Annotated in this window: 21 protein-coding genes and 1 tRNA gene; 10 read left to right on the top strand and 12 right to left on the bottom strand. The window is 69.8% G+C overall.

Annotated features, from left to right (window positions below; all coding sequences use genetic code 11):
* Positions 1 to 2 precede the first annotated feature (2 nt).
* Positions 3 to 614, bottom strand: a complete 612-nt coding sequence (locus H2041_RS05110; RefSeq protein WP_293410171.1) for an MSMEG_1061 family FMN-dependent PPOX-type flavoprotein — start codon at positions 612 to 614, stop codon at positions 3 to 5.
* Between the two features lie 123 nt (positions 615 to 737).
* Here H2041_RS05110 and H2041_RS05105 point away from each other — a divergent pair, with 123 nt between their 5' ends.
* Complete coding sequence (locus H2041_RS05105; RefSeq protein WP_293410169.1) at positions 738 to 1,046, top strand: SCP2 sterol-binding domain-containing protein; 309 nt, start codon at positions 738 to 740, stop codon at positions 1,044 to 1,046.
* A 15-nt stretch (positions 1,047 to 1,061) separates the two neighbouring features.
* On the top strand, positions 1,062 to 2,222 hold the full coding sequence (locus H2041_RS05100) for an alpha/beta fold hydrolase (protein WP_293410167.1): 1,161 nt from the start codon (positions 1,062 to 1,064) through the stop codon (positions 2,220 to 2,222).
* Here H2041_RS05100 and hisN read toward each other — a convergent pair.
* Positions 2,185 to 3,021 carry a histidinol-phosphatase gene (hisN, locus tag H2041_RS05095; RefSeq protein ID WP_293410165.1) on the bottom strand — a complete coding sequence of 279 codons (837 nt, stop codon included), beginning with the start codon at positions 3,019 to 3,021 and terminating at the stop codon, positions 2,185 to 2,187. The genes H2041_RS05100 and hisN overlap by 38 nt on opposite strands.
* A 71-nt stretch (positions 3,022 to 3,092) precedes the next feature.
* On the bottom strand, positions 3,093 to 3,473 hold the full coding sequence (locus tag H2041_RS05090; RefSeq protein ID WP_293410163.1) for a helix-turn-helix domain-containing protein: 381 nt from the start codon (positions 3,471 to 3,473) through the stop codon (positions 3,093 to 3,095).
* A gap of 133 nt (positions 3,474 to 3,606) precedes the next feature.
* On the opposite strand from H2041_RS05090, the gene H2041_RS05085 reads away from it, so the two are divergent.
* Complete coding sequence (locus H2041_RS05085) at positions 3,607 to 4,524, top strand: lysophospholipid acyltransferase family protein (RefSeq protein WP_293410161.1); 918 nt, start codon at positions 3,607 to 3,609, stop codon at positions 4,522 to 4,524.
* Position 4,525: 1 nt separating this feature from the next.
* Here the strand turns inward: H2041_RS05085 and H2041_RS05080 are convergent, their stop codons facing one another.
* From H2041_RS05080 to H2041_RS05065, 4 genes are all read right to left on the bottom strand, one after another.
* Entirely contained in the window at positions 4,526 to 5,392 is an 867-nt protein-coding gene (locus H2041_RS05080) for a M23 family metallopeptidase (RefSeq protein WP_293410159.1), read from the bottom strand.
* Positions 5,371 to 5,595 carry a DUF2093 domain-containing protein gene (locus tag H2041_RS05075; protein WP_293410156.1) on the bottom strand — a complete coding sequence of 75 codons (225 nt, stop codon included), beginning with the start codon at positions 5,593 to 5,595 and terminating at the stop codon, positions 5,371 to 5,373. Before H2041_RS05075 ends, H2041_RS05080 begins: the two co-directional genes overlap by 22 nt.
* A 45-nt stretch (positions 5,596 to 5,640) precedes the next feature.
* Positions 5,641 to 7,119: an exodeoxyribonuclease VII large subunit gene (gene xseA / locus H2041_RS05070; protein ID WP_293410154.1), complete on the bottom strand. Its 1,479-nt coding sequence runs from the start codon at positions 7,117 to 7,119 to the stop codon at positions 5,641 to 5,643.
* 103 nt (positions 7,120 to 7,222) lie between these two features.
* Positions 7,223 to 7,729 (bottom strand): GcrA family cell cycle regulator, encoded by a 507-nt coding sequence (locus H2041_RS05065; RefSeq protein WP_293410152.1) that lies wholly within the window; start codon positions 7,727 to 7,729, stop codon positions 7,223 to 7,225.
* 224 nt (positions 7,730 to 7,953) lie between these two features.
* Here H2041_RS05065 and H2041_RS05060 point away from each other — a divergent pair, with 224 nt between their 5' ends.
* The 4 genes from H2041_RS05060 (at position 7,954) to H2041_RS05045 (ending at position 12,218) form a co-directional block, all read left to right on the top strand.
* Positions 7,954 to 8,790, top strand: coding sequence for an ABC transporter permease (locus H2041_RS05060; RefSeq protein ID WP_293410150.1), 837 nt, complete (start codon positions 7,954 to 7,956; stop codon positions 8,788 to 8,790).
* A 203-nt stretch (positions 8,791 to 8,993) separates the two neighbouring features.
* Positions 8,994 to 10,175 carry an aspartate aminotransferase family protein gene (locus H2041_RS05055; protein WP_293410700.1) on the top strand — a complete coding sequence of 394 codons (1,182 nt, stop codon included), beginning with the start codon at positions 8,994 to 8,996 and terminating at the stop codon, positions 10,173 to 10,175.
* Between the two features lie 109 nt (positions 10,176 to 10,284).
* A complete protein-coding gene (gene argF, locus H2041_RS05050; protein ID WP_293410148.1) occupies positions 10,285 to 11,250 on the top strand; it encodes an ornithine carbamoyltransferase in 966 nt (321 codons plus the stop codon).
* Positions 11,251 to 11,306: 56 nt separating this feature from the next.
* A complete protein-coding gene (locus tag H2041_RS05045; protein ID WP_293410146.1) occupies positions 11,307 to 12,218 on the top strand; it encodes an Hsp33 family molecular chaperone in 912 nt (303 codons plus the stop codon).
* A gap of 7 nt (positions 12,219 to 12,225) precedes the next feature.
* On the opposite strand, the gene metZ is transcribed toward H2041_RS05045, so the two are convergent.
* Complete coding sequence (gene metZ / locus H2041_RS05040) at positions 12,226 to 13,410, bottom strand: O-succinylhomoserine sulfhydrylase (protein WP_293410143.1); 1,185 nt, start codon at positions 13,408 to 13,410, stop codon at positions 12,226 to 12,228.
* A 121-nt stretch (positions 13,411 to 13,531) separates the two neighbouring features.
* Here metZ and H2041_RS05035 point away from each other — a divergent pair, with 121 nt between their 5' ends.
* Both H2041_RS05035 and H2041_RS05030 read left to right on the top strand, forming a co-directional pair.
* Positions 13,532 to 14,554 carry a 2'-deoxycytidine 5'-triphosphate deaminase gene (locus H2041_RS05035; RefSeq protein ID WP_293410141.1) on the top strand — a complete coding sequence of 341 codons (1,023 nt, stop codon included), beginning with the start codon at positions 13,532 to 13,534 and terminating at the stop codon, positions 14,552 to 14,554.
* A gap of 79 nt (positions 14,555 to 14,633) precedes the next feature.
* A complete protein-coding gene (locus H2041_RS05030) occupies positions 14,634 to 15,068 on the top strand; it encodes a hypothetical protein (RefSeq protein ID WP_293410139.1) in 435 nt (144 codons plus the stop codon).
* Here H2041_RS05030 and H2041_RS05025 read toward each other — a convergent pair.
* The 4 genes from H2041_RS05025 to H2041_RS05010 all read right to left on the bottom strand — a co-directional run bounded on the left by H2041_RS05025 (position 15,055) and on the right by H2041_RS05010 (position 17,801).
* Complete coding sequence (locus tag H2041_RS05025) at positions 15,055 to 15,420, bottom strand: VOC family protein (RefSeq protein WP_293410137.1); 366 nt, start codon at positions 15,418 to 15,420, stop codon at positions 15,055 to 15,057. The genes H2041_RS05030 and H2041_RS05025 overlap by 14 nt on opposite strands.
* A gap of 69 nt (positions 15,421 to 15,489) precedes the next feature.
* On the bottom strand, positions 15,490 to 15,807 hold the full coding sequence (locus H2041_RS05020) for a hypothetical protein (protein WP_293410135.1): 318 nt from the start codon (positions 15,805 to 15,807) through the stop codon (positions 15,490 to 15,492).
* Between the two features lie 173 nt (positions 15,808 to 15,980).
* Positions 15,981 to 16,526, bottom strand: a complete 546-nt coding sequence (locus H2041_RS05015) for a DUF4142 domain-containing protein (RefSeq protein WP_293410133.1) — start codon at positions 16,524 to 16,526, stop codon at positions 15,981 to 15,983.
* Between the two features lie 12 nt (positions 16,527 to 16,538).
* A complete protein-coding gene (locus H2041_RS05010; protein WP_293410130.1) occupies positions 16,539 to 17,801 on the bottom strand; it encodes a hypothetical protein in 1,263 nt (420 codons plus the stop codon).
* Positions 17,802 to 17,960: 159 nt separating this feature from the next.
* Between H2041_RS05010 and H2041_RS05005 the strand changes: the two genes are divergently transcribed.
* Positions 17,961 to 18,035: transfer RNA gene (locus H2041_RS05005), tRNA-Gly, on the top strand.
* Positions 18,036 to 18,082: the final 47 nt, after the last annotated feature.

Here is an 18,082-nt window from a genome sequence, read left to right as displayed (position 1 = left end):
CCTCAGAGCTGGGTCTTGTAGCTTTCGATGATCTGCTCGTTCGTGACGGGCAGGGGGCCGAGCTTCAGCTGATCCGACACCATCTCCGCGCCGCTCGGCAGCAGGCTGCGTTCCACGCGGGCGTCGGGATCCCAGAGGCGGCCGCGCATGATGGCCTTGGGGCAGTGGAGGAAGGCCTCCTCCACGGCTATGCGCAGGACCAGGCGCGGCAGGCGGCCGAACTCCTCGAACTGGGCCAGCAGGTCGGCGTCGTCGCTGGCCTCGGCGCGGCCGTTGACCCGGTAGACGTCGTCGAACCCCGGGATCATGAACATCATGCCGATGCGCCCGTCGCCGGCCAGGATGCTGCGCAGGATGTCCAGCCGGTTGTTGCCCGGCCGGTCCGGCAGAAAGAGGGTGCGTCCGTCCTCGCTCACATGGACGAATCCGGGCTCCCCGCCCCGCGGCGAGACGTCGAGCCGCCCGTCGGGGCCAGCGGCGCTGACGACGCAGAAGGGCGAGAGGGCGACCAAGGAGCGGCCGTGGCTGTCGACGTGGTTCAGCACCTTGTCCAGCACCACCTTGCCCGGGGGCCGATAGAGCCTGTCGAGGTCGGCCAGCTCCAGCTTGCCCATGGTTCGCCTCCCAGATTTGCGAATTGTTCGCAAGATACTGGACGAGCCGGGTCTCCGTGTCACGGCCCTTCGGTTTACATCGTCCGGCGGCCGGGCCACTGTCGCGCCGAAGGAAGGGACGTCATGGCCGGCCTCGAGGAACTGACCGAACGCATCGCCCGGGCGGTGGCGGCGGGGGAGCCGCTTCCCCACACCGTCAAGCTCGACCTGAAGGGCGACGGCGTGATCCATATCGACGGACGCCACGTCAGCAATGACGACGCCCCCGCCGACCTGGTGGTGACCATCAGCCTCTCCGACCTGAAGGCCCTGGGCAAACGCCGGCTCGATCCGATGACCGCGCTGATGAGCAAGCGGATGCGGATGTCGGACATGGGCCTGGCCTTCTCCATGCAATCGAAGATCCAGAGCCTGTTCGCCCAGGCCGCCTGACCGGCGAGGAGTTCCATGGCCGAGACCGCCCCGCTGACCGACATCCCCGCCGCCCCGGTTCCGGCCGGGGCCTCCGCCCGTTGGATCATCGGCGCCGGCGGCGCGAAGCTGCGGGCGGCGCTGTTCCCGGCCCAGGGGACGCCCCGGGGCTCGGTGGTGCTGAGCGGCGGCCGGACGGAGCCGATCGAGAAGTACTTCGAGGTCATCGAAGACCTGACCGGCCGCGGCTTCGTCGTGCTGGCCCACGACTGGCGCGGCCAGGGCCTGTCGCACCGCGCTCTGCCGGACCGGCTGAAGGGCCATGCGGACGGCTACGACGAATTCCTGGCCGATTTCGACATCCTGCTTTCCGCCTTCGAAGCCGAGCTTCCGAAGCCGTGGCTCGCCGTCGGCCATTCCATGGGCGGCTGCCTCACTCTTTTGGCGCTCGCCCACGGACAGGCTTCTCGCTTCGCCGCGGCCGTCCTGTCGGCGCCCATGCTGGGGGTGAAGGTCGGACGCTATCCCAGGGCCGTCGGGCTGATGGTGGCGGCCAACCGGCTGCTGGGCCGGGGCGGCGGCTATGTTCTGGGCGATCCGGGCAAGCCCTTCGACGACAGCTTCGACGGCAACGTCCTGACCCACGACCGGACCCGCTTCGCCCGCGCCCGGGCCCAGATCGCGGCCAATCGCGATCTCGCGCTGGGATCGCCCACCTGGAGCTGGCTGCATTTCGCCCTGAAGGCGCGCGACGAGTTCGTCCGCCCCGGCGCCCTGGACGGCGTGACCATCCCCGTCGTGATCTGTCAGGCCGAGCAGGAGAAGCTGGTCGACAACGCCGCCCAGGACGAGGTCGCCCGCCGGCTGCCGGACGGCCGCCTGGTGGTGGTGAAGGGCGCTCTGCACGAGATCCTGATGGAGACCGACGAGCGGCGCGCCGTCTTCTTCGCCGAATTCGACGCCCTGGCCGACCGCCATGCTCCGAGACCGGCCGCGCCCAAGGCCGCACGCAAGCCGGCGACGTCCAAGGCCGCCGCGGCCGGGGCGGATGCGCCGAAGCCGGCGGCGAAGGCCAGGCCCGCCGCTTCGAAGGCGGCTGCGGCCGGCGCGGCGAAGACAAAGCCAGCGTCGGGGGCGGCGACGCCCAAGACGGCCGCGCCTAGGACGCGGAAGAAGCCGACTTCGCCGAACGCCTGAGCGCCACCAGGGCCTCGTCCAGGCAGGCCCGGTCGCCGCAGATGACGATCTGGCCGCCGTGCGGCCCGGGCGGGTTGCCGCGCCAGTCGGTGACGAGGCCGCCGGCGCCGGCGATCAGCGGAATGGCCGCCTCGATGTCCCACGACTTCAGGCCGGCCTCGATGACCATGTCCATGGCCCCCGCCGCGACCATGCAATAGGCGTAGGCGTCGAGGCCCAGGCGCGCCAGCCGCGCGGCGGCGCGCACCTGCGTCCAGGCGCCGGCCTCGGCCCCGTCGAAACAGGCCTCCGGATCGGTGGTGGAGATGGTGGCGTCGGTCAGCTTCGGGCAGGCGCGCACGCGCAAGGGGCGCGAGACCCCGCCGCGCAGCAGGCGAGAGCCGCCCGCGTGGCCCATGTAGAGCTCGTCGAGATAGGGCTGGTAGATGGAGCCCAGCACCGGCCGGCCCTCGTGCCGAAGGCCGATGAGCACGCACCAGAGCGGCAGGCCGGAGATGAAGGACCGCGTGCCGTCCACAGGGTCGAGCACCCAGACGAACTCCGCATCCGGGCGATCCTCGCCATACTCCTCGCCGATGACGCCGTGTTCGGGAAAGCGCTCGGCGATGATCCGACGGATCGCCGCCTCCGCGCCCTTGTCGGCGGCGGTGACGGGATCGAAGGCGTTCAGGCCCGGCGCGCCGCCCTTGTCCTCCAGGCCGTGATCGGCGCGGAACAGGGGCAGGGCGACGTCAGCGGCGGCGCGGTTCAGCTCGACGAGGACGTCTTCGAGCGCGGAGAGGCGATCGGGGCTCAGCATCCGGGCGGTTTAGCCCGCAAGCGGCGCCCACGGAAAGCCGAACCCGAGGGCGCGGCCAAGATCGCCGGGATTCAGCCCGCTTCGCCGTCGCCGTTGAGCGACTTGGCCAGGTCCAGGAGCCGCCGGCGGGGCCGCTCGCCCAGCTGGTAGTAGGCCCGGATCAGGTCCATGGTCTCCTTGCTGGCCAGGACCTCGCCGCCCGAATCGCACGGCTGGGGCCGTTCGCCCGCCTTCTCCGACAGACCGTCGTAGAAATAGGCCACAGGAACCTCCAGCGCCTCCGACAGCTGCCACAGCCGGGCCGCGGAGATGCGGTTGGCGCCGCACTCGTACTTCTGGATCTGCTGGAAGCGGACGCCGCAGGCGCCGGCCAGCTGCTGCTGGGTCAGGCCGAGCAGCCGCCGCCGACGGCGGAGGCGCTTGCCCAGGTGAACGTCGATTTCGTTGCCCATGTCTCTTTCCCCCTCGTGGTTAAGAGATGCGCCGTCCCGAACAGAGACGGTGTGAGCCGGCTTCCGCAAGTCGCGCGCCAAGCGACTGCGGTTCGCGTTGCACGAAGGCGCTGGGCGAGACTAGTAGAGGTCCATGGCGCGCGCGCGAACTTCCTTGGGTCAGGACCTGCTCTGGCGGCTGGAGGCCTTGGCCTATGACGGCGTGACGGCCCTGGCGCGCCTGTTTCCCATCGACACCGTCTCGGACTTCGGCGCCTGGCTGCTCCGCCGGCTGGGGCCGCTGACCAGCGCGCACAGGACGGCGGAGCGCAACCTGCGGATCGCCTTTCCCAATCTGAGCCAGGCCGAGATCGACGCCCTTCTGGATGCGCAATGGGCGCAGACCGGCCGCAATTTCGCGGAATTCCCGATCATCGACCGCATCGTCGGCGCGGGCGACCGCATCGAGATCGTCGGCGCCGAGCGCCTGGCCGAGATCGCCCGCACGCACGAGCCCGTGGTCTTCGTCTCCGGCCATCTGTCGAACTGGGAGATCATGCCCGCGGTCATCGCCCATTCGGGCGTGACCTGCCACATGACCTACCGGGCGGCGAACAACCCCTATTTCGACCAGCGCATCCGGGACAACCGCTTCCGCTACGGGGTGAGGCTGTTCGCGCCGAAGGGCGGCGACGGCGCGCGCGAGGTGCTCGAGGCGTTGGCCAGGGGCGAGTCCGTGGCCCTGATGAACGACCAGAAGTTCAACGGCGGGGTGGCCGCCCCCTTCTTCGGCAAGACGGTCCACACTGCGCCCGGCCCTTCGCGCCTGGCCCTTCGCTTCGACACGGTGCTGCAGCCCATGTCGGTCCAGCGGCTGGACAAGGCGCGCTTCCGTGTGATCGTCCACCCGCCCATCAAGCCCAAGAAGAGCGGCGACCGAACCGCCGACATCGCCGCCTCCGTGGCGCGCATCAACACCTTCATGGAAGAGCGGATCCGTGAACGGCCGGCGGAGTGGTTCTGGGTCCACAAGCGCTGGCCCAACGACACCTACGCGCGCAAGCGGCGCTAGCTCAGGCCGCGCGCAGGCCCACGAGGCTGAGCGGATTGAGGTTGCGGTCGCGCCACTTCATGCGCCAGCACAGGTGCGGACCGGTGGCGCGGCCTTCGGCGCCGACGGCGGCGATCGGCTGGCCCTGCGCCACCTCCTGGCCCGGAGCGACCAGCACCTGCGACAGATGGAGATAGGCGCTGACCAGGCCCTGGCCGTGATCGAGCATGATCAGGCCTCCCTCGTAGTGCAGTCCCGTCTCGGCGAAGGCCACGGTGGCGGCCGCGGGGGCCAGGACCGGGGTTCCGAGGGGAGCGGCCATGTCGACGCCGTAGTGCGGACGCGACGGCGAGCCATTGAGGACGCGCTGGTCGCCGAAACGGCCCGAGAGGCGGAACTCCGACAGCGGCATGATGAAGCCGCTCTTGAAATCGTCCCGCTGCGCAAGGCTGGCGAAGCCGACCTGCTTGCGCTCGGCCTCGGCGCGGATCCGCGCCAGCAGGTCCGGGTCCATGGGGGTGACGGTGTCCTGGGGCAGGCCGTCGATCCGCTGCACATCGTACTCGCCCGACTGCAGGACCAGCGGACGGACCGCCTCCGAATGGCCGTCGGTCACGCGCAGCAGGATGCGGCTCGGCGCGTCGCGATCGAAGCCGATGACGAACCAGCCGCCGTCCGACGCGGCGGTCAGAGGCGTCTCGTCCAGCAGGACCTGGGCGCCGGGGATCGTCCGGCCGACGGCGACTCCGCCCTGCATGAACCGCCCGTCGAGGCGCAGCGGCAGGCCATCCTCGGCGAGGCTCCGCGCCGGCGCGGCGAGGCCCGCCGCCAGGCCGAGCAGGGCCGTGCGTCGGTCGGGCCGCCAGCTCAGGGGTTCATCTCCTTCCACCGGGCGAGCGCCTCGTTGGGGCCGGCATAGGCTTCCTGCAGGGCCGGGCTCCAGTAGCGCAGGGCCTCCAGCGGAATCTTCACGCCGGAAACGGCGCAGACCACGTGGCGGCCCGGCTTGAGCACGACGAAGTCGCCGTCGCCATAGTGCAGCACGGCCAGCTCGGCCGCCTGGCCTGGAAGGTCGCGATCATGTGCGTTCATCGCCCTAATGTAGCGCGCAGGCGCCGGCGATGACAGAGGCCCGTCTCAGAAGAGATCGCCCTGTACGGCCCCGGGGCCGGCGCCTGGCGCGGCGGGTTTGCGCGGCCTGGGCCGGGGGGCCGGCGCGACCGGCGCCTCGGCCCGGTCGGGATGGGCCGGATCGACGCCCTGGCCGTCGATCACGGCGTTGCGGGTGGCGTCGGCGAAGACGAGGCGGACGGCCTCGCCGCGGTCGAGGGCCGCCCCCTGCCGGGCCAGCGATCCGTCGGCACGATGGACGCGGGCGAAGCCCCGCGACAGGGGGCGGTCCGGATTGAGCGACTGGCGGAGCTTCTCCACCGCGGTCAGCCGCTCCGACAGGCGCTCCATGCGTCGCTGAACGGCTGGGGCCATGCGGGCCGTCAGGGCGTCCAGCCGCTGCTTCTGGGCCTCCTGCGGACGCTGGAGCAGGTTGGGCGACAGCCGCGAGGCCACGCGCACCAGATCCCGCTCGTGCGCCGCAGCGTTGCGCTGCAGGCCGGCGGTCAGACGCCCCGAGGCGAGATTGAACCGCTGGGCGGCCATCTCCACCAGGTCGGGCACGCGGGCCAGGCTGCGGCCGGCGCTCTGCACGCGGCCGGCGCGGTCCTCCACCACCCGCCCGCCGCAGCGGTGCAGGCGGGCGTTCAGGTCGCTGATCGCGGCGCGCAGCTCGGCCAGAACCGGCGTCGCCATCTCCGCGGCGGCCGTGGGCGTCGGCGCCCGGCGGTCGGAGACGAAGTCGATGAGGGTCGTGTCGGTCTCATGGCCGACCGCCGAGATGACCGGGATGTCGGCCGCGGCCACAGTCCGGGCCAGGGTCTCGTCGTTGAAGGGCCAGAGGTCCTCCACCGAACCGCCGCCGCGGGCCACGATGATGACGTCGGGGCGGGGCAGGTCGCCGCCGGCGGGCAGCTCGCAGAAGCCGCGGACCGCGCCGCACACCTGGGCGGCGGCCTGGTCGCCCTGCACCACCACCGGCCAGACCACGACGCGGCAGGGCCAGCGGTCGCGGATGCGGTGCAGGATGTCGCGGATCACCGCGCCGGTCGGACTGGTCACCACGCCGATGACAGCCGGCATGGCGGGCAGGGGCCGCTTGCGGGCGGGCTCGAACAGGCCCTCGGCGGCGAGCTTGGCCTTCAGGCGCTCCAGCTGGGCAAGCAGGGCGCCCATGCCGGCGGCCTCCATGCTCTCGATGACGATCTGGTAGCGCGAGCCGGCCGGATAGGTGGTGATCTTGCCCGTGACGATCACCTCCAGCCCCTGTTCGGGCCGGACGGAGAGGTTGCGGACCGAGCCCTTCCAGACCACGCCGTCGATGGCGGCGCGCTCGTCCTTGATCGTCAGATAGACGTGGCCGTTGGAGTGGTGGGTGACCTTGGACAGCTCGCCACGCAGGCGCACGAAGCCATAGGCGTCCTCCACCGTCCGCTTGAGCGCGAAGGCCAGTTCGGAAACGGAATAGGCGTGGGCGTTCGACTCAGGCGGCGCGACGTCGGTCATCGGCGGAATCTAGTCCGCGCAGGCCCGATCCCCAACCGCCGGAACGAAGAAGGGGCGGCGCCTCGCGGCGTCCGCCCCCTTGTCGCGATCGTCTGCCGACCGATCAGATATACCGCCGCAGCGACCGGGCCAGATCCGAACCGCCGGAGCGCTTTTTCGCCTGGGCCGGCTGATAGGCCACCTTGGCGTGCTCGACGCAGTAGGGGCCTTCGCTGGCGCGGCGGCCGCAGAAGGTGAAGCCGTCGCTCGACGGATCGCCGATCGGCCACTTGCACATGTGGGCGCCGAGCGTCAGCACCGTGGCCGAGCCGGGCTCTTCGTCCACATAGCGGGTCGGCGCCGGCGTCTGGGCGGCCTCGGCCGCCACGGGCTCGGCGATGCGGCGCGGCGCGGACGGCGCGGTGGCGGCCGGGCGCTGCGGCCGGGGCGCCTTGAAGGCCGGACGGGCCGGTTTCGACGGCGCGGCGCGGCCCGACAGGCCCAGGCGGTGAACCTTGCCGATCACCGCATTACGGGTGACTCCCCCCAGTTGTTTCGCGATCTGACTGGCCGAAAGGCCATCCTGCCAGAGCTTTTTCAGCGACTCGACACGCTCGTCAGTCCAACTCATCAGAGCCTCCCAAACGGCCAGAGCGGTTCCGAACGCCACCCCGCGCAACGGTCGGAACTACATCTAGTGAGGACGCGTCATTCTGCGCCCCACGGACTACTAGATATCGTAAAGACTTCCTTAAAGGCCACAATAGGCGCCCCTGGTTCCATCCACAGGAACTAGATATAGCGTCGGAAGGTCGCACACTTGCGGTCAAGCCCGCGGCGGCGCATGTGTGCGGCATGAACGACATGTCGCCTGGCCGCGCCGCCGAAATCTCGTCCGCCGTCCCGCCCCAGCCACGGGCCTATTCGGGGTTCAACTGGCCGGGCTTCCGGACCCTTTACCTGCGGGAGGTGAAGCGATTCTGGAAGGTCGGGACCCAGACTCTGGCCGCGCCGGTCGTGACCTCGTTGCTGTACATGATGGTCTTCGTGGTAGCCGTGGGTGGCGCCCGGCCGGATGTCCACGGCGTGCCCTTCGCGACCTTCATCGCGCCGGGCCTGATCATGATGACCATCCTGAACAACGCTTTCGCCAACTCGTCCTCGAGCCTTCTGCAGGCCAAGGTCAACGGGCTGGTGGGGGACTTCATGACCCCGCCCCTGACGCCGCTGGAGCATGTCGCGGGCTTCGCGCTCGGCGCCGCCACCCGCGGCCTGGCCGTCGGCGCGGTCACCTGGATCGCCGTCCTGCCCTTTGCGGACCTGCCGCTGACCCACCTGTGGGCGGTGCTCTACTTCGCCGTGGCGGCTTCGCTGATCCTGGGCATGCTCGGCATGATGGCCGGCCTCTGGGCCGAGAAGTTCGACCACATGGCCGCGGTGACCAACTTCATCATCATGCCGATGACCTTCCTGTCGGGGACCTTCTATCTGGTCGACCGCCTGCCCGAGCCGTTCCGCACGGCCAGCCACTTCAACCCGTTCTTCTATCTGATCGACGGCTTCCGCTACGGCTTCATCGGCCAGGCCGAGGGTTCGCTGGTGACGGGGATCGGGATGACGGCGGGCATCGCCGTGGCCTTCGCCTTCGTCTGTCTCTGGATGTTCGAGACCGGCTACAAGCTGAAGACCTGAGGCGGTCGGGGAAGCGGCGCCACAGTCCCTCGCGACCCTGTGGCGGCCCGCCTGCAAATCATTGACAGAGCGGCGTTCGCGCCGGAAAAGATCGGGCCTTCCAGTCCCCGCAGCCTGCGCGCGGGGACGCTTCGCTTTGGAGGGCTCCTCCCGTGACCGAAAAGACCGCGACGTCCGCCGCGACCGTTCCCAGCGACCACATCATGGGCGTGTACAACCGCGCTCCGCTGGCGTTCGAGCGAGGCGAGGGCGCGCGACTGTTCACGGCCGAGGGTGACGCCTATCTGGACTGCATGGCCGGCATTGCGGTGAACGCGCTGGGCCATTCCCATCCCCGGCTCGTCCAGGCGGTGAAGGACCAGGCCGAGAAGCTCTGGCACGTCTCCAACATCTTCCAGATCCCGGGGCAGGAGGCGCTGGCCAAGCGCCTCTGCGCCGAGACCTTCGCCGACATGGTCTTCTTCACCAACTCCGGGACCGAGGCGGTGGAGTGCGCGATCAAGACGGCGCGCAAGTATCATTGGGCCCGCGGCAACCCCGAGCGCATCGACATCATCGGCTTCGAAGGCTCCTTCCACGGCCGGACGGTCGCGGCGGTGAACGCCTCGGGCAACAAGTCCTATCTCGAAGGCTTCGGCCCGCCGCTGCCCGGCTTCGTCCAGCTTCCCTATGGCGACCACGAAGCGCTGAAGGCGGCCATCGGCCCAACCACGGCGGCGATCATCATCGAGCCGGTGCAGGGCGAGGGCGGGGCGCGCGCCCTGCCGGTGGCCTGCATGAAGGGCCTGCGCAAGCTGTGCGACGAGCACGGCATCCTGCTCATCTATGACGAAATCCAGTGCGGCCTCGGCCGCACCGGCCGCCTGTTCGCCCACGACTGGGCCGACGGCGAGGGCGATCCGGACATCATGTGCGTGGCCAAGGCGCTGGGCGGCGGCTTCCCCGTCGGCGCCTGCCTGGCCACGGCGGAGGCCGGGGCGGGGATGAGCGTCGGCTCGCATGGCTCGACCTATGGCGGCAATCCGCTGGCCATGGCGGTGGGTCTGGCGGCGGTGGACGAACTGGCCAAGCCGGAACTGCTGGCGCATGTCCGCGAGGTCGCCGGCTACTTCAACCAGCAGCTCGCGGGTCTGAAGGACCGCTATCCGGACGTGGTCCTCGACATCCGCGGCAAGGGCCTGCTGATCGGCGTCAAGCTCGGCACGCCGAACCGCGAGTTCATGCAGCTCGCCCGCGACCAGCACCTGCTGGTGGCCGGCGGCGGCGACAACTGCGTCCGCCTGCTGCCGCCCCTGACGCTGACGCTCGACGAGGCGCGCGAGGCGATCGAGCGCTTCGAACGCGCCTGCGAGGCCGCCCGCGCCAAGGCCAAGGAAGCCGCCTGATCCTTTTTCACGCCCGGCCCGCCGGGACTCCATTGATCAAGAGCCCCGCGCCGAAGGCGTCGCCTTCGTGCTTTTCCGGCGCCGGCGCGGGGCCGTTGGGACCGTTCCCATGAGCCTTTCCTCCGGACTCCCGTCCACCAAGCCAGCCGCCGTCAGGCACTTCCTCGACCTCTGGCGGATGGAAGCCGCCGACCTGCGCGCCATCCTGGACGACGCCAAGGCGCGCAAGGCCGCCCGCGCCGGCTGGCCCAAGGGCCGCGTCGACGCCGACGCGCCGGCCCGCGACCGCGTGCTGGCCATGATCTTCGAGAAGCACTCCACGCGGACGCGCTTCTCCTTCGACGCGGCCATGCGCCAGCTGGGCGGCGACGTCATCATCTCGACCTCGGCCGACATGCAGCTTGGTCGCGGCGAGCCCATCGAGGACACGGCCAAGGTGCTCTCGCGCATGGTCGACGCCGTCATGATCCGCGCCAATACGCACGAGGACCTGGAGCGCCTGGCGCTGGCGGCGACCGTGCCGGTGATCAACGGCCTGACCGACAGGAGCCACCCGTGCCAGATCCTGGCCGACCTCCTGACGTTCGAGGAGCATCGGGGGCCCGTGGCCGGGCGCACGCTCGCCTGGGTGGGCGACGGCAACAATGTCTGCGCCAGCTTCATCCATGCGGCCGGCAAGTTCGGCTTCAAGCTGAACATCGCCTGCCCGACCGTCTATCATCCCGACCTCACCGACCTCGCCCGCGCCGCCGAGATGCAGGGCCGGGTGGAGATGACCGAGGATCCGCGCGAGGCCGTGCGCGGCGCCGACTGCGTGATCACCGACACCTGGGTCTCCATGGGCGACACCGATCACGACGAGCGCCTGCGCGCCTTCGAGCCCTACCAGGTGGACACCGCCCTGATGGACCTGGCGGCCAAGGACGGCGTCTTCCTCCACTGCCTGCCCGCCCACAGGGGCGAGGAGGTGGTCGATGCGGTGATCGACGGCCCCAGGTCTCTGGTCTGGGAGGAGGCGGAGAACCGCATCCACGCCCAGAAGTCGGTCCTGGCCTGGTGCTTCGGGGCGATCTGAGGCTGTGACGGGCGCAGGCTCGCAAATGCGGGTCCGCCCCCCTATATGGCGCCACGATGTCTTCCAACACCGCTCCCCAAATCCCCGACGACGTCGTCGGTCCGTTTCAGATCGAGGGCGAGGCCGTGCGCGGCCGCCTGGTGCGCCTAGGTCCCGCCATCGACGAGATCCTGGCCGCCCACGACTATCCGGAACCCGTCGCCAACCTGCTGGGCGAGACCTGCGCGCTCGCCGCCCTGGTCGGCTCGAACCTGAAGTTCGACGGCCGCCTGATCGTCCAGGCCCAGGGCGAAGGGCCCGTCCGCTACGTCGTGGCCGACTACGACACCGAAGGCGCCCTGCGCGGCTATTGCCGGTTCGACCCCGAGGCGGTCGCCGCGGCCTCGCAAGGCTTCGCCCGTCCGGGCGCCCGCAGCCTGCTGGGCCAGGGCGTCTTCATCATGACGGTCGATCAGGGGCCGGACATGGACCGCTACCAGGGCGTCACCGCCATCGAGGGCGAGACCCTGGCGCTGTGCGCCGAGCAGTACTTCGCCCAGTCCGAACAGACGCCGACGCGGCTGCGGCTGGCGGTGGGCCAGGCCGACACCGGCGAGGGCCTGCGCTGGCGCGCCGGCGGCATGCTGATCCAGAACATCGCCGAGGATGACACCCGCGGCTCCACCGAGGAGGCCTGGACCCGCAGTCAGGCCTTCTTCGAGACCATCGGCGAGGACGAACTGCTCGACCCCGGCATTTCGGGCAAGACCCTGCTCTTCCGCCTGTTCCACGAGGACGGGGTGCGGGTCTACGAGGACAAGCCGCTGCGCGCCTTCTGCCGCTGCTCGGAAGAGCGCATCCGCGGCGTCATCGCCTCCTTCGGCGAGGACGAACGGGCCGACATGGTCGAGCCCGACGGCCACATCCACGTCACCTGCGAGTACTGCTCGAAGGAATACAGGCTCTCGCCCGAGAGCCTGCAGGCCTGACCCGGCTTCACGCGGCGTCGAGCGCCCGCTCGACGTCGCGCTGCAGGTCGACGGCGCTTTCCAGGCCGACGCTCATCCGCACCCAGCCCTCGGTGAGGCCGATGGCCTCCCGCTCCTCGGCCGGCATCGACCGGTGGGTGGTGGTGCAGGGATGGGTGGCCATCGACTTGGCGTCGCCGAGATTGTTCGAGATGTCGACGATCTGCAGGGCGTCCAGGAACCGCCAGGCGGCCTCGCGCGAGCCGAGGTCGAAGGCCAGCACATTGCCCCCGCCGGACATCTGGTTGGCGATGATGGCCGCCTGCGGGTGGTCGGGACGGCCGCAATAGACCGTCTTGCGGACCTTGGCGTGCGCGGCGACCGCATCGGCCACGACGGCGGCGTTGTCGCTCTGGCGGCGCACGCGCAGGTCCAGCGTCTCCAGACCTTTCAGCAGCACCCAGGCGTTGAAGGGCGAGAGCGCCGGGCCGGTGTGGCGCAGGATGTCCTTGTAGGCCTCCAGCATCAGCGCTTCTGAGCCGAGGATCGCCCCGCCCAGCACCCGGCCCTGGCCGTCGATGTGCTTGGTCGCCGAATAGACGACGATGTCGGCCCCCAGCGCCAAGGGCTTCTGGAAGACGGGCGTGGCGAAGACGTTGTCCACCACCAGCCGGGCGCCGGCCGCGCGGGCGATCTCCGCCACGGCCCCGATGGCCGTCACCTCCAGCAGCGGATTGGCGGGGCTTTCCACCAGGAAGCACCTGGTGTTGGGGCGCACCGCATTCTTCCAGGCCTCGAGGTCGGTGGCGTCCACATAGGTGACCTCCACTCCGAACCGCGGCAGCCACTCGGAGATGATCCAGCGGCAGGAGCCGAACAGGGCGCGGCCGGCCACGAGGTGGTCGCCGGCGCGCAGCAGGCCGGTCAGCGCCACATGCACGGCCGACATGCCCGACGAGGTCGCCCGGCAGAGCTCGGCGCCTTCCAGGAGCGCCAGCCGATCCTCGAACATCTGCGTCGTGGGGTTGCCGAAGCGCTGATAGATGAAGCCCGGCGCCTCGCCCGCGAACCGGGCGTCGGCGGCGGCGGCGCTGTCGTAGGCGAAGCTCTGGGTCAGGAAGAGCGCCTCGGAAATCTCGCCGTATTCGGTGCGCATGAGGCCGCCGCGGACGAGCTTGGTCTCCAGGTTCCAGTCGCGCGGATCTTCGGCCATCGGGGTCTCCTTCCCGGCATGCAGCAAGGCTGCGCATCAACGCCCTGAGCCGCCCGCGGTCAAGCGCCCCGGCGGCGCTTCCAGCTTGTCAGACTCAGGGTCAGCGGCGACTGTCGCCCCGATGAACGATCAATCCCAAGCGCCCGGCATCCTGCCCTGTCAGGCCATCGACGCCCTGATCGCCCAGGGCGCCATCGCAAGCGCCACGCCGTTCGACGCCGACCAGGTGCAGCCGGCCAGCCTCGACCTGCGCCTGGGCGCACGGGTCTGGCGCGTGCGCGCCTCCTTCCTCCCCGGACTGGGGCGCCGCGTCACCGACCGTATCGCCGACGTGGCCATGCACGAGCTGGACCTGACCGCCGGCGCCGTGCTGGAGAAGGGCTGCGTCTATATCGCCGAGCTGCAGGAGCGTCTGGCCCTGCCGCCGGGCGTGGCCGCCCGCGCCAATCCGAAGAGTTCCACCGGCCGGGTGGATGTCTTCGTCCGCCTGCTCACCGACCATGGCGCGACCTTCGACGACGTGGCCGAGGGCTATTCCGGCCCGATCTTCATGGAGATCGCGCCCCAGACCTTCTCCGTCCTGGTGCGCACCGGCACGCGGCTGAACCAGCTGCGCCTGAAGCGTGGCGAGCCGCCCAAGCTTTCCCTGCGCAGCGTCGGCGTCGATCTGACCGAGACCATCGCCGGGTTCCGCGCCCGCCGCCATGCCGGCGTGATCGACATGGACAAGGAAGACGGTCACGACCCGCGCGACTTTTGGGAGCCGCTCGTCCCCCGTCACGGCGAACTGCTGCTCGATCCGGGCGAATTCTACATCCTGGCCTCCAAGGAGGCGGTCGAGATCCCGGTGCTGCAGGCCGCCGAGATGACGCCCATCGATCCGTCCGTGGGCGAGTTCCGCGTCCACTACGCCGGCTTCTTCGATCCCGGCTTCGGCACGGAGGAGGCGGCCGGCAAGGGCTCGCGCGGCGTGCTCGAAGTGCGCAGCCATGAGACGCCCTTCCTGCTGGAGGACGGCCAGACGGTCGCGCGCCTGGTGTACGAGCCCCTGACCGAGCGACCGCAGCGCCTCTATGGCGAGGACGGCTCCCACTACCAGCGGCAGGGCCTGAAGCTCTCCAAGCACTTCCGCCCCTGGGGCTGACCGACCGGGGATTACCTGCCAGGTCGTTGCCGCAGGTCCGGCGGCGAGAGAGGCTCCCCCCGCGAAAAGGAGGAGCGACATGAACGGTTTCTGGAAGACCTGGCTGAACGTCTGGTGCCTGGGCGTCGGCCTGTTCGGCCTCGTCCTGGCGGGCGGCGCCTTTGCGGCGACGAGCGGGCCCGTCGAGCGCCTGTTTGACATCCTGGGCGGGGGGCCGCCGGAGATCACGCCCGCCTTGCGCTTCTCGCTGGCGGTGATGGGCGCGGTCACCCTGGGCTGGGCGCTCACCTTCTATGCGGCGTTCTCGGCCGCCGCCGCGCTCGGTCCGCAGGGCCGCTCCGCCTGGCGGGTCGTCACCGTCGCGGTGGCCGGCTGGTATGTGATCGACTGCTGGCTCTCGATCGCCACGGGGTTCGCCCTGAACGCCGTTCCCAACACGCTGCTGCTGGCGGGATACCTGGCGCCCGTCTGGCGCAGCGGCGTGTTGGGCGCGCGCAGCCTCAGCCCATCTTGAAGACGCAGAGCTTGTTGCCGTCCAGGTCGCGGAAGTAGGCGCCGTAGAAGTTGGGGATGCGGATCCCCGGCGCCCCTTCGTCCGCCGCCCCGTTCTTCAGCGCCAGGGCGTGGACCTCGTCCACCACCTCGCGGGAGGGGGCGGCGAGCGCCACCATGGTCCCGTTGCCGGCGCTCGGCGCCTCGCCGTCATAGGGCGTGCAGACGCTGAGCATCGGCCCGGCCCCGCTGGAAAAGCCCTGCATCCGGTCGCTGCCCCAGGCGGGCTTGGCGCCGAGCGGCCCCAGCACCGTTCCGTAGAAGCTCTTCGCCCGTTCCAGGTCGTTCACGCCAAGCGTCACATAGCCGATCATGTGGATCCTCCCCGATCTCGATGGAAGCGGAGCATAGATCGGGTGACGGACGGGGAAGCAAGATCGACGTCAGGCGACGCCCAGCTTCTGCGCCTCGTTCTCAAAGTCGCCGGCGATGTCGTTGAGCGTCGGCAGGCCGAGGTCCTTCAGTTCGCGATGCACCCTCTGGGCCGGTTCGGAGTCGAGGTCGCGCTTGAAGTTCACCACCACCTCGTGGGCGCTGTCATAGCCCTCGAAGCGGTCGATCTCCGACCGCGTGGCCCGCTGGACGTGTTCCAGCTTCTCCTTCTCCGTATCCGACCGTCCCTCCGGCGAGGCGTCGAGGACAGGATCGAAGGCCCGTTCCTTCAGGAAATCGACCAGCTTTTCCTTCGCACTGTCGGCCATGGATGTCTCCGTTCGGGGCCGACCCTCTGGGCCGGTTCGGTTTCGTGTCGAAGCCGCCGCCGGGGGCTGGCGGGCTCCATGTGATCGCCCCGGGGTCCGGCCGCCGGAAGGACCGGCCCCGCCCCCGCGAAGGCGGCGGGACCGGTCCCCGGGGAGACCGCCATGGGCGGTGTTCAGTGGCCCTTCAGCCGGCGCGCCATCTCCAGGTGACGCTCCACGACGGGCAGCGAGCCCATGGCCCAGGAGCGCAGCTGCGGATTGTCGCCGTTCTCCATGTAAGTCCGGAGCAGGGTCGCCGTTTCGTAGTGGGCGGCGAGCTGCTGGTCGAGGTAGCGCTTGTCGAAATCCTCGGCCTTGGCCTCCTGCAGATGGTCGACCATGCCGCGCCGGCGGTCGTCCAGCTCCATGGGGGGATCGCCGACGTCCTTCGCCTCATGCATGCGCAGGGCCGACTTCATCTGGTGGCCGGCTGTGGTGTGGTCCTCGATCATCTTGCGGGCGAACCCGCGGATCTCCTCGGACTGGCAGCGCTCCAGGGCCACCTGCGCCGCCTCGATCTCGTACATGTTGCCGATGACGGCGTTGTTCAGGAACTGCGGCGTGGAGTGGCCGCCCGCGGTGCTGGCGGCGGCCTTGCCGACCATCCCGCCGACGGCGTCGCCCATCTTGTTCATGGCGCCCTTCAGGCCGCCTTCCTCTTCGTGGGGCTGGGTGTTCATCGCTGATCCTCCTCAGTGCGCGGCCTGGCGGACGGCGCTGGCATAGCCGAGCTCGCCGCTCTCGCCCTGGCGCAGGGCCTCCACGGGATGGGGACCGTCAGTCTCGAACCGGTAGTCCTCGCCGAACTCCTGCACGTGGCGGCGAATGACGTCCTCGGTGGGGGAGCCGTCGGCGTTCACGCGCGCCTGGTAGTCGAAGTAGCGATGCTCCTCCGGCAGGGTCGCCACCGGCACGAATTCGGAGTCCCAGGCGGTCAGGTCCACCTGCTCGGCCACCAGCTTACGCAGGTAGGCCTTGTTCGGCTCGAACACCATCGGCGTCTCCAGCCGGGTGTCGGGCAGCAGTTCGCGCGGATCCTTTCGGTCGATGGCCTTCATCATCTCGCAGGCCGTCTGGAAGTGCTCGATCTCCATGTTCAGGTGCAGCTCCCAGATGGCGCGCACCTTCGGATCGACCTCCTCGACCATGCAGGACCAGTAGAGCCAGCACTCGTGGAACTCGTGCAGCACCCAGTTCTCCATCCAGGTCAGGGTGGGATCGAGGATGCTCTCATAGTGGCTGACGTGCTGCTCCTCGATCTGGGCGATCTCCAGATAGAGGGCGCGGGCCAGCGGCTCGGTCGGCCGGTTCCCGACCGTCATGTAGTAGTTCATGGTCTGCTGCTCGGCCGCCACCAGGGTCAGGCCGTTCAGCACCGACTGGCGGTCGGCGCCCACCTTGGTCATCGGCCGGCGCAGATCGTCATGCGGATGGCGATGCTCGAAGATGGTGGGGCGGCCCGGGATGATCTCGGTCAGGTCGCCGGTGATGTCGGCCGCCTTCCGGGACTCGCCCATCAGGTCCATCAGGTTGGCGTAGCGATAGAGGTGGTCGAAGTCCTCCAGCAGGCCGAAGTCGTAGACCTGCTTCAGGTACGGATCGGGCTCGTTGCGCGCCACCCAGGCGGTCAGGTCCACCGCCACCTGCTCGTAGCCGATGGTGACGGCGATGTTGCTCTCCTGGCCCGGGATCAGCCAGTTCACCGCCTTCTGCTGCTGCTGCTCGATGCGGCGGACCATGGCCAGCTTCTGCTTCAGCCCGACGTCGGAATTGTGCCGCGCCGCCTGGTGCGAGTTCATGATGGCCTCGACCTCGATGCCGTTCATGAGGATGGCGCGGGTCCGGGTATAGGGGTGGACGGCTTCGGTGGCGTAGGGCTGGACGTTCAGTTCAGACCAGCTGCGGAGCTGCCGCTCGAGCGGAATGCCGCGCTCGCTCATCGGGTCAAAGGCCATGGGTCCCTCTCGTTTTGGGTGTGCGGACCCCTCAACTCGCCAGCGCGAGCACATGTTCGAGCGCGGCCGTTCGCAACCGAGCTTCACAGCGATCACGTTCGCCGTGAGCGCCGGCCAGTTGACAGCCGACCCCCGCCGCGCCGATAGGTGCGGACGAGCGCGGTCGTAGTTCAGAGGTAGAACGTCAGCTTCCCAAGCTGAATGTCGCGGGTTCGATTCCCGCCGGCCGCTCCAACGCCTCCCAGGACATCGAAGCCGTCAGGGCCGCCGCGGCGCCGATT

Origin of the sequence: Phenylobacterium sp. (genome assembly GCF_013911965.1) — a bacterium.
Taxonomy (GTDB): Bacteria; Pseudomonadota; Alphaproteobacteria; order Caulobacterales; family Caulobacteraceae; genus Phenylobacterium.
Note: the sequence above shows the minus strand (reverse complement) of the source record. Positions and strands in the feature narration are given on the sequence as shown.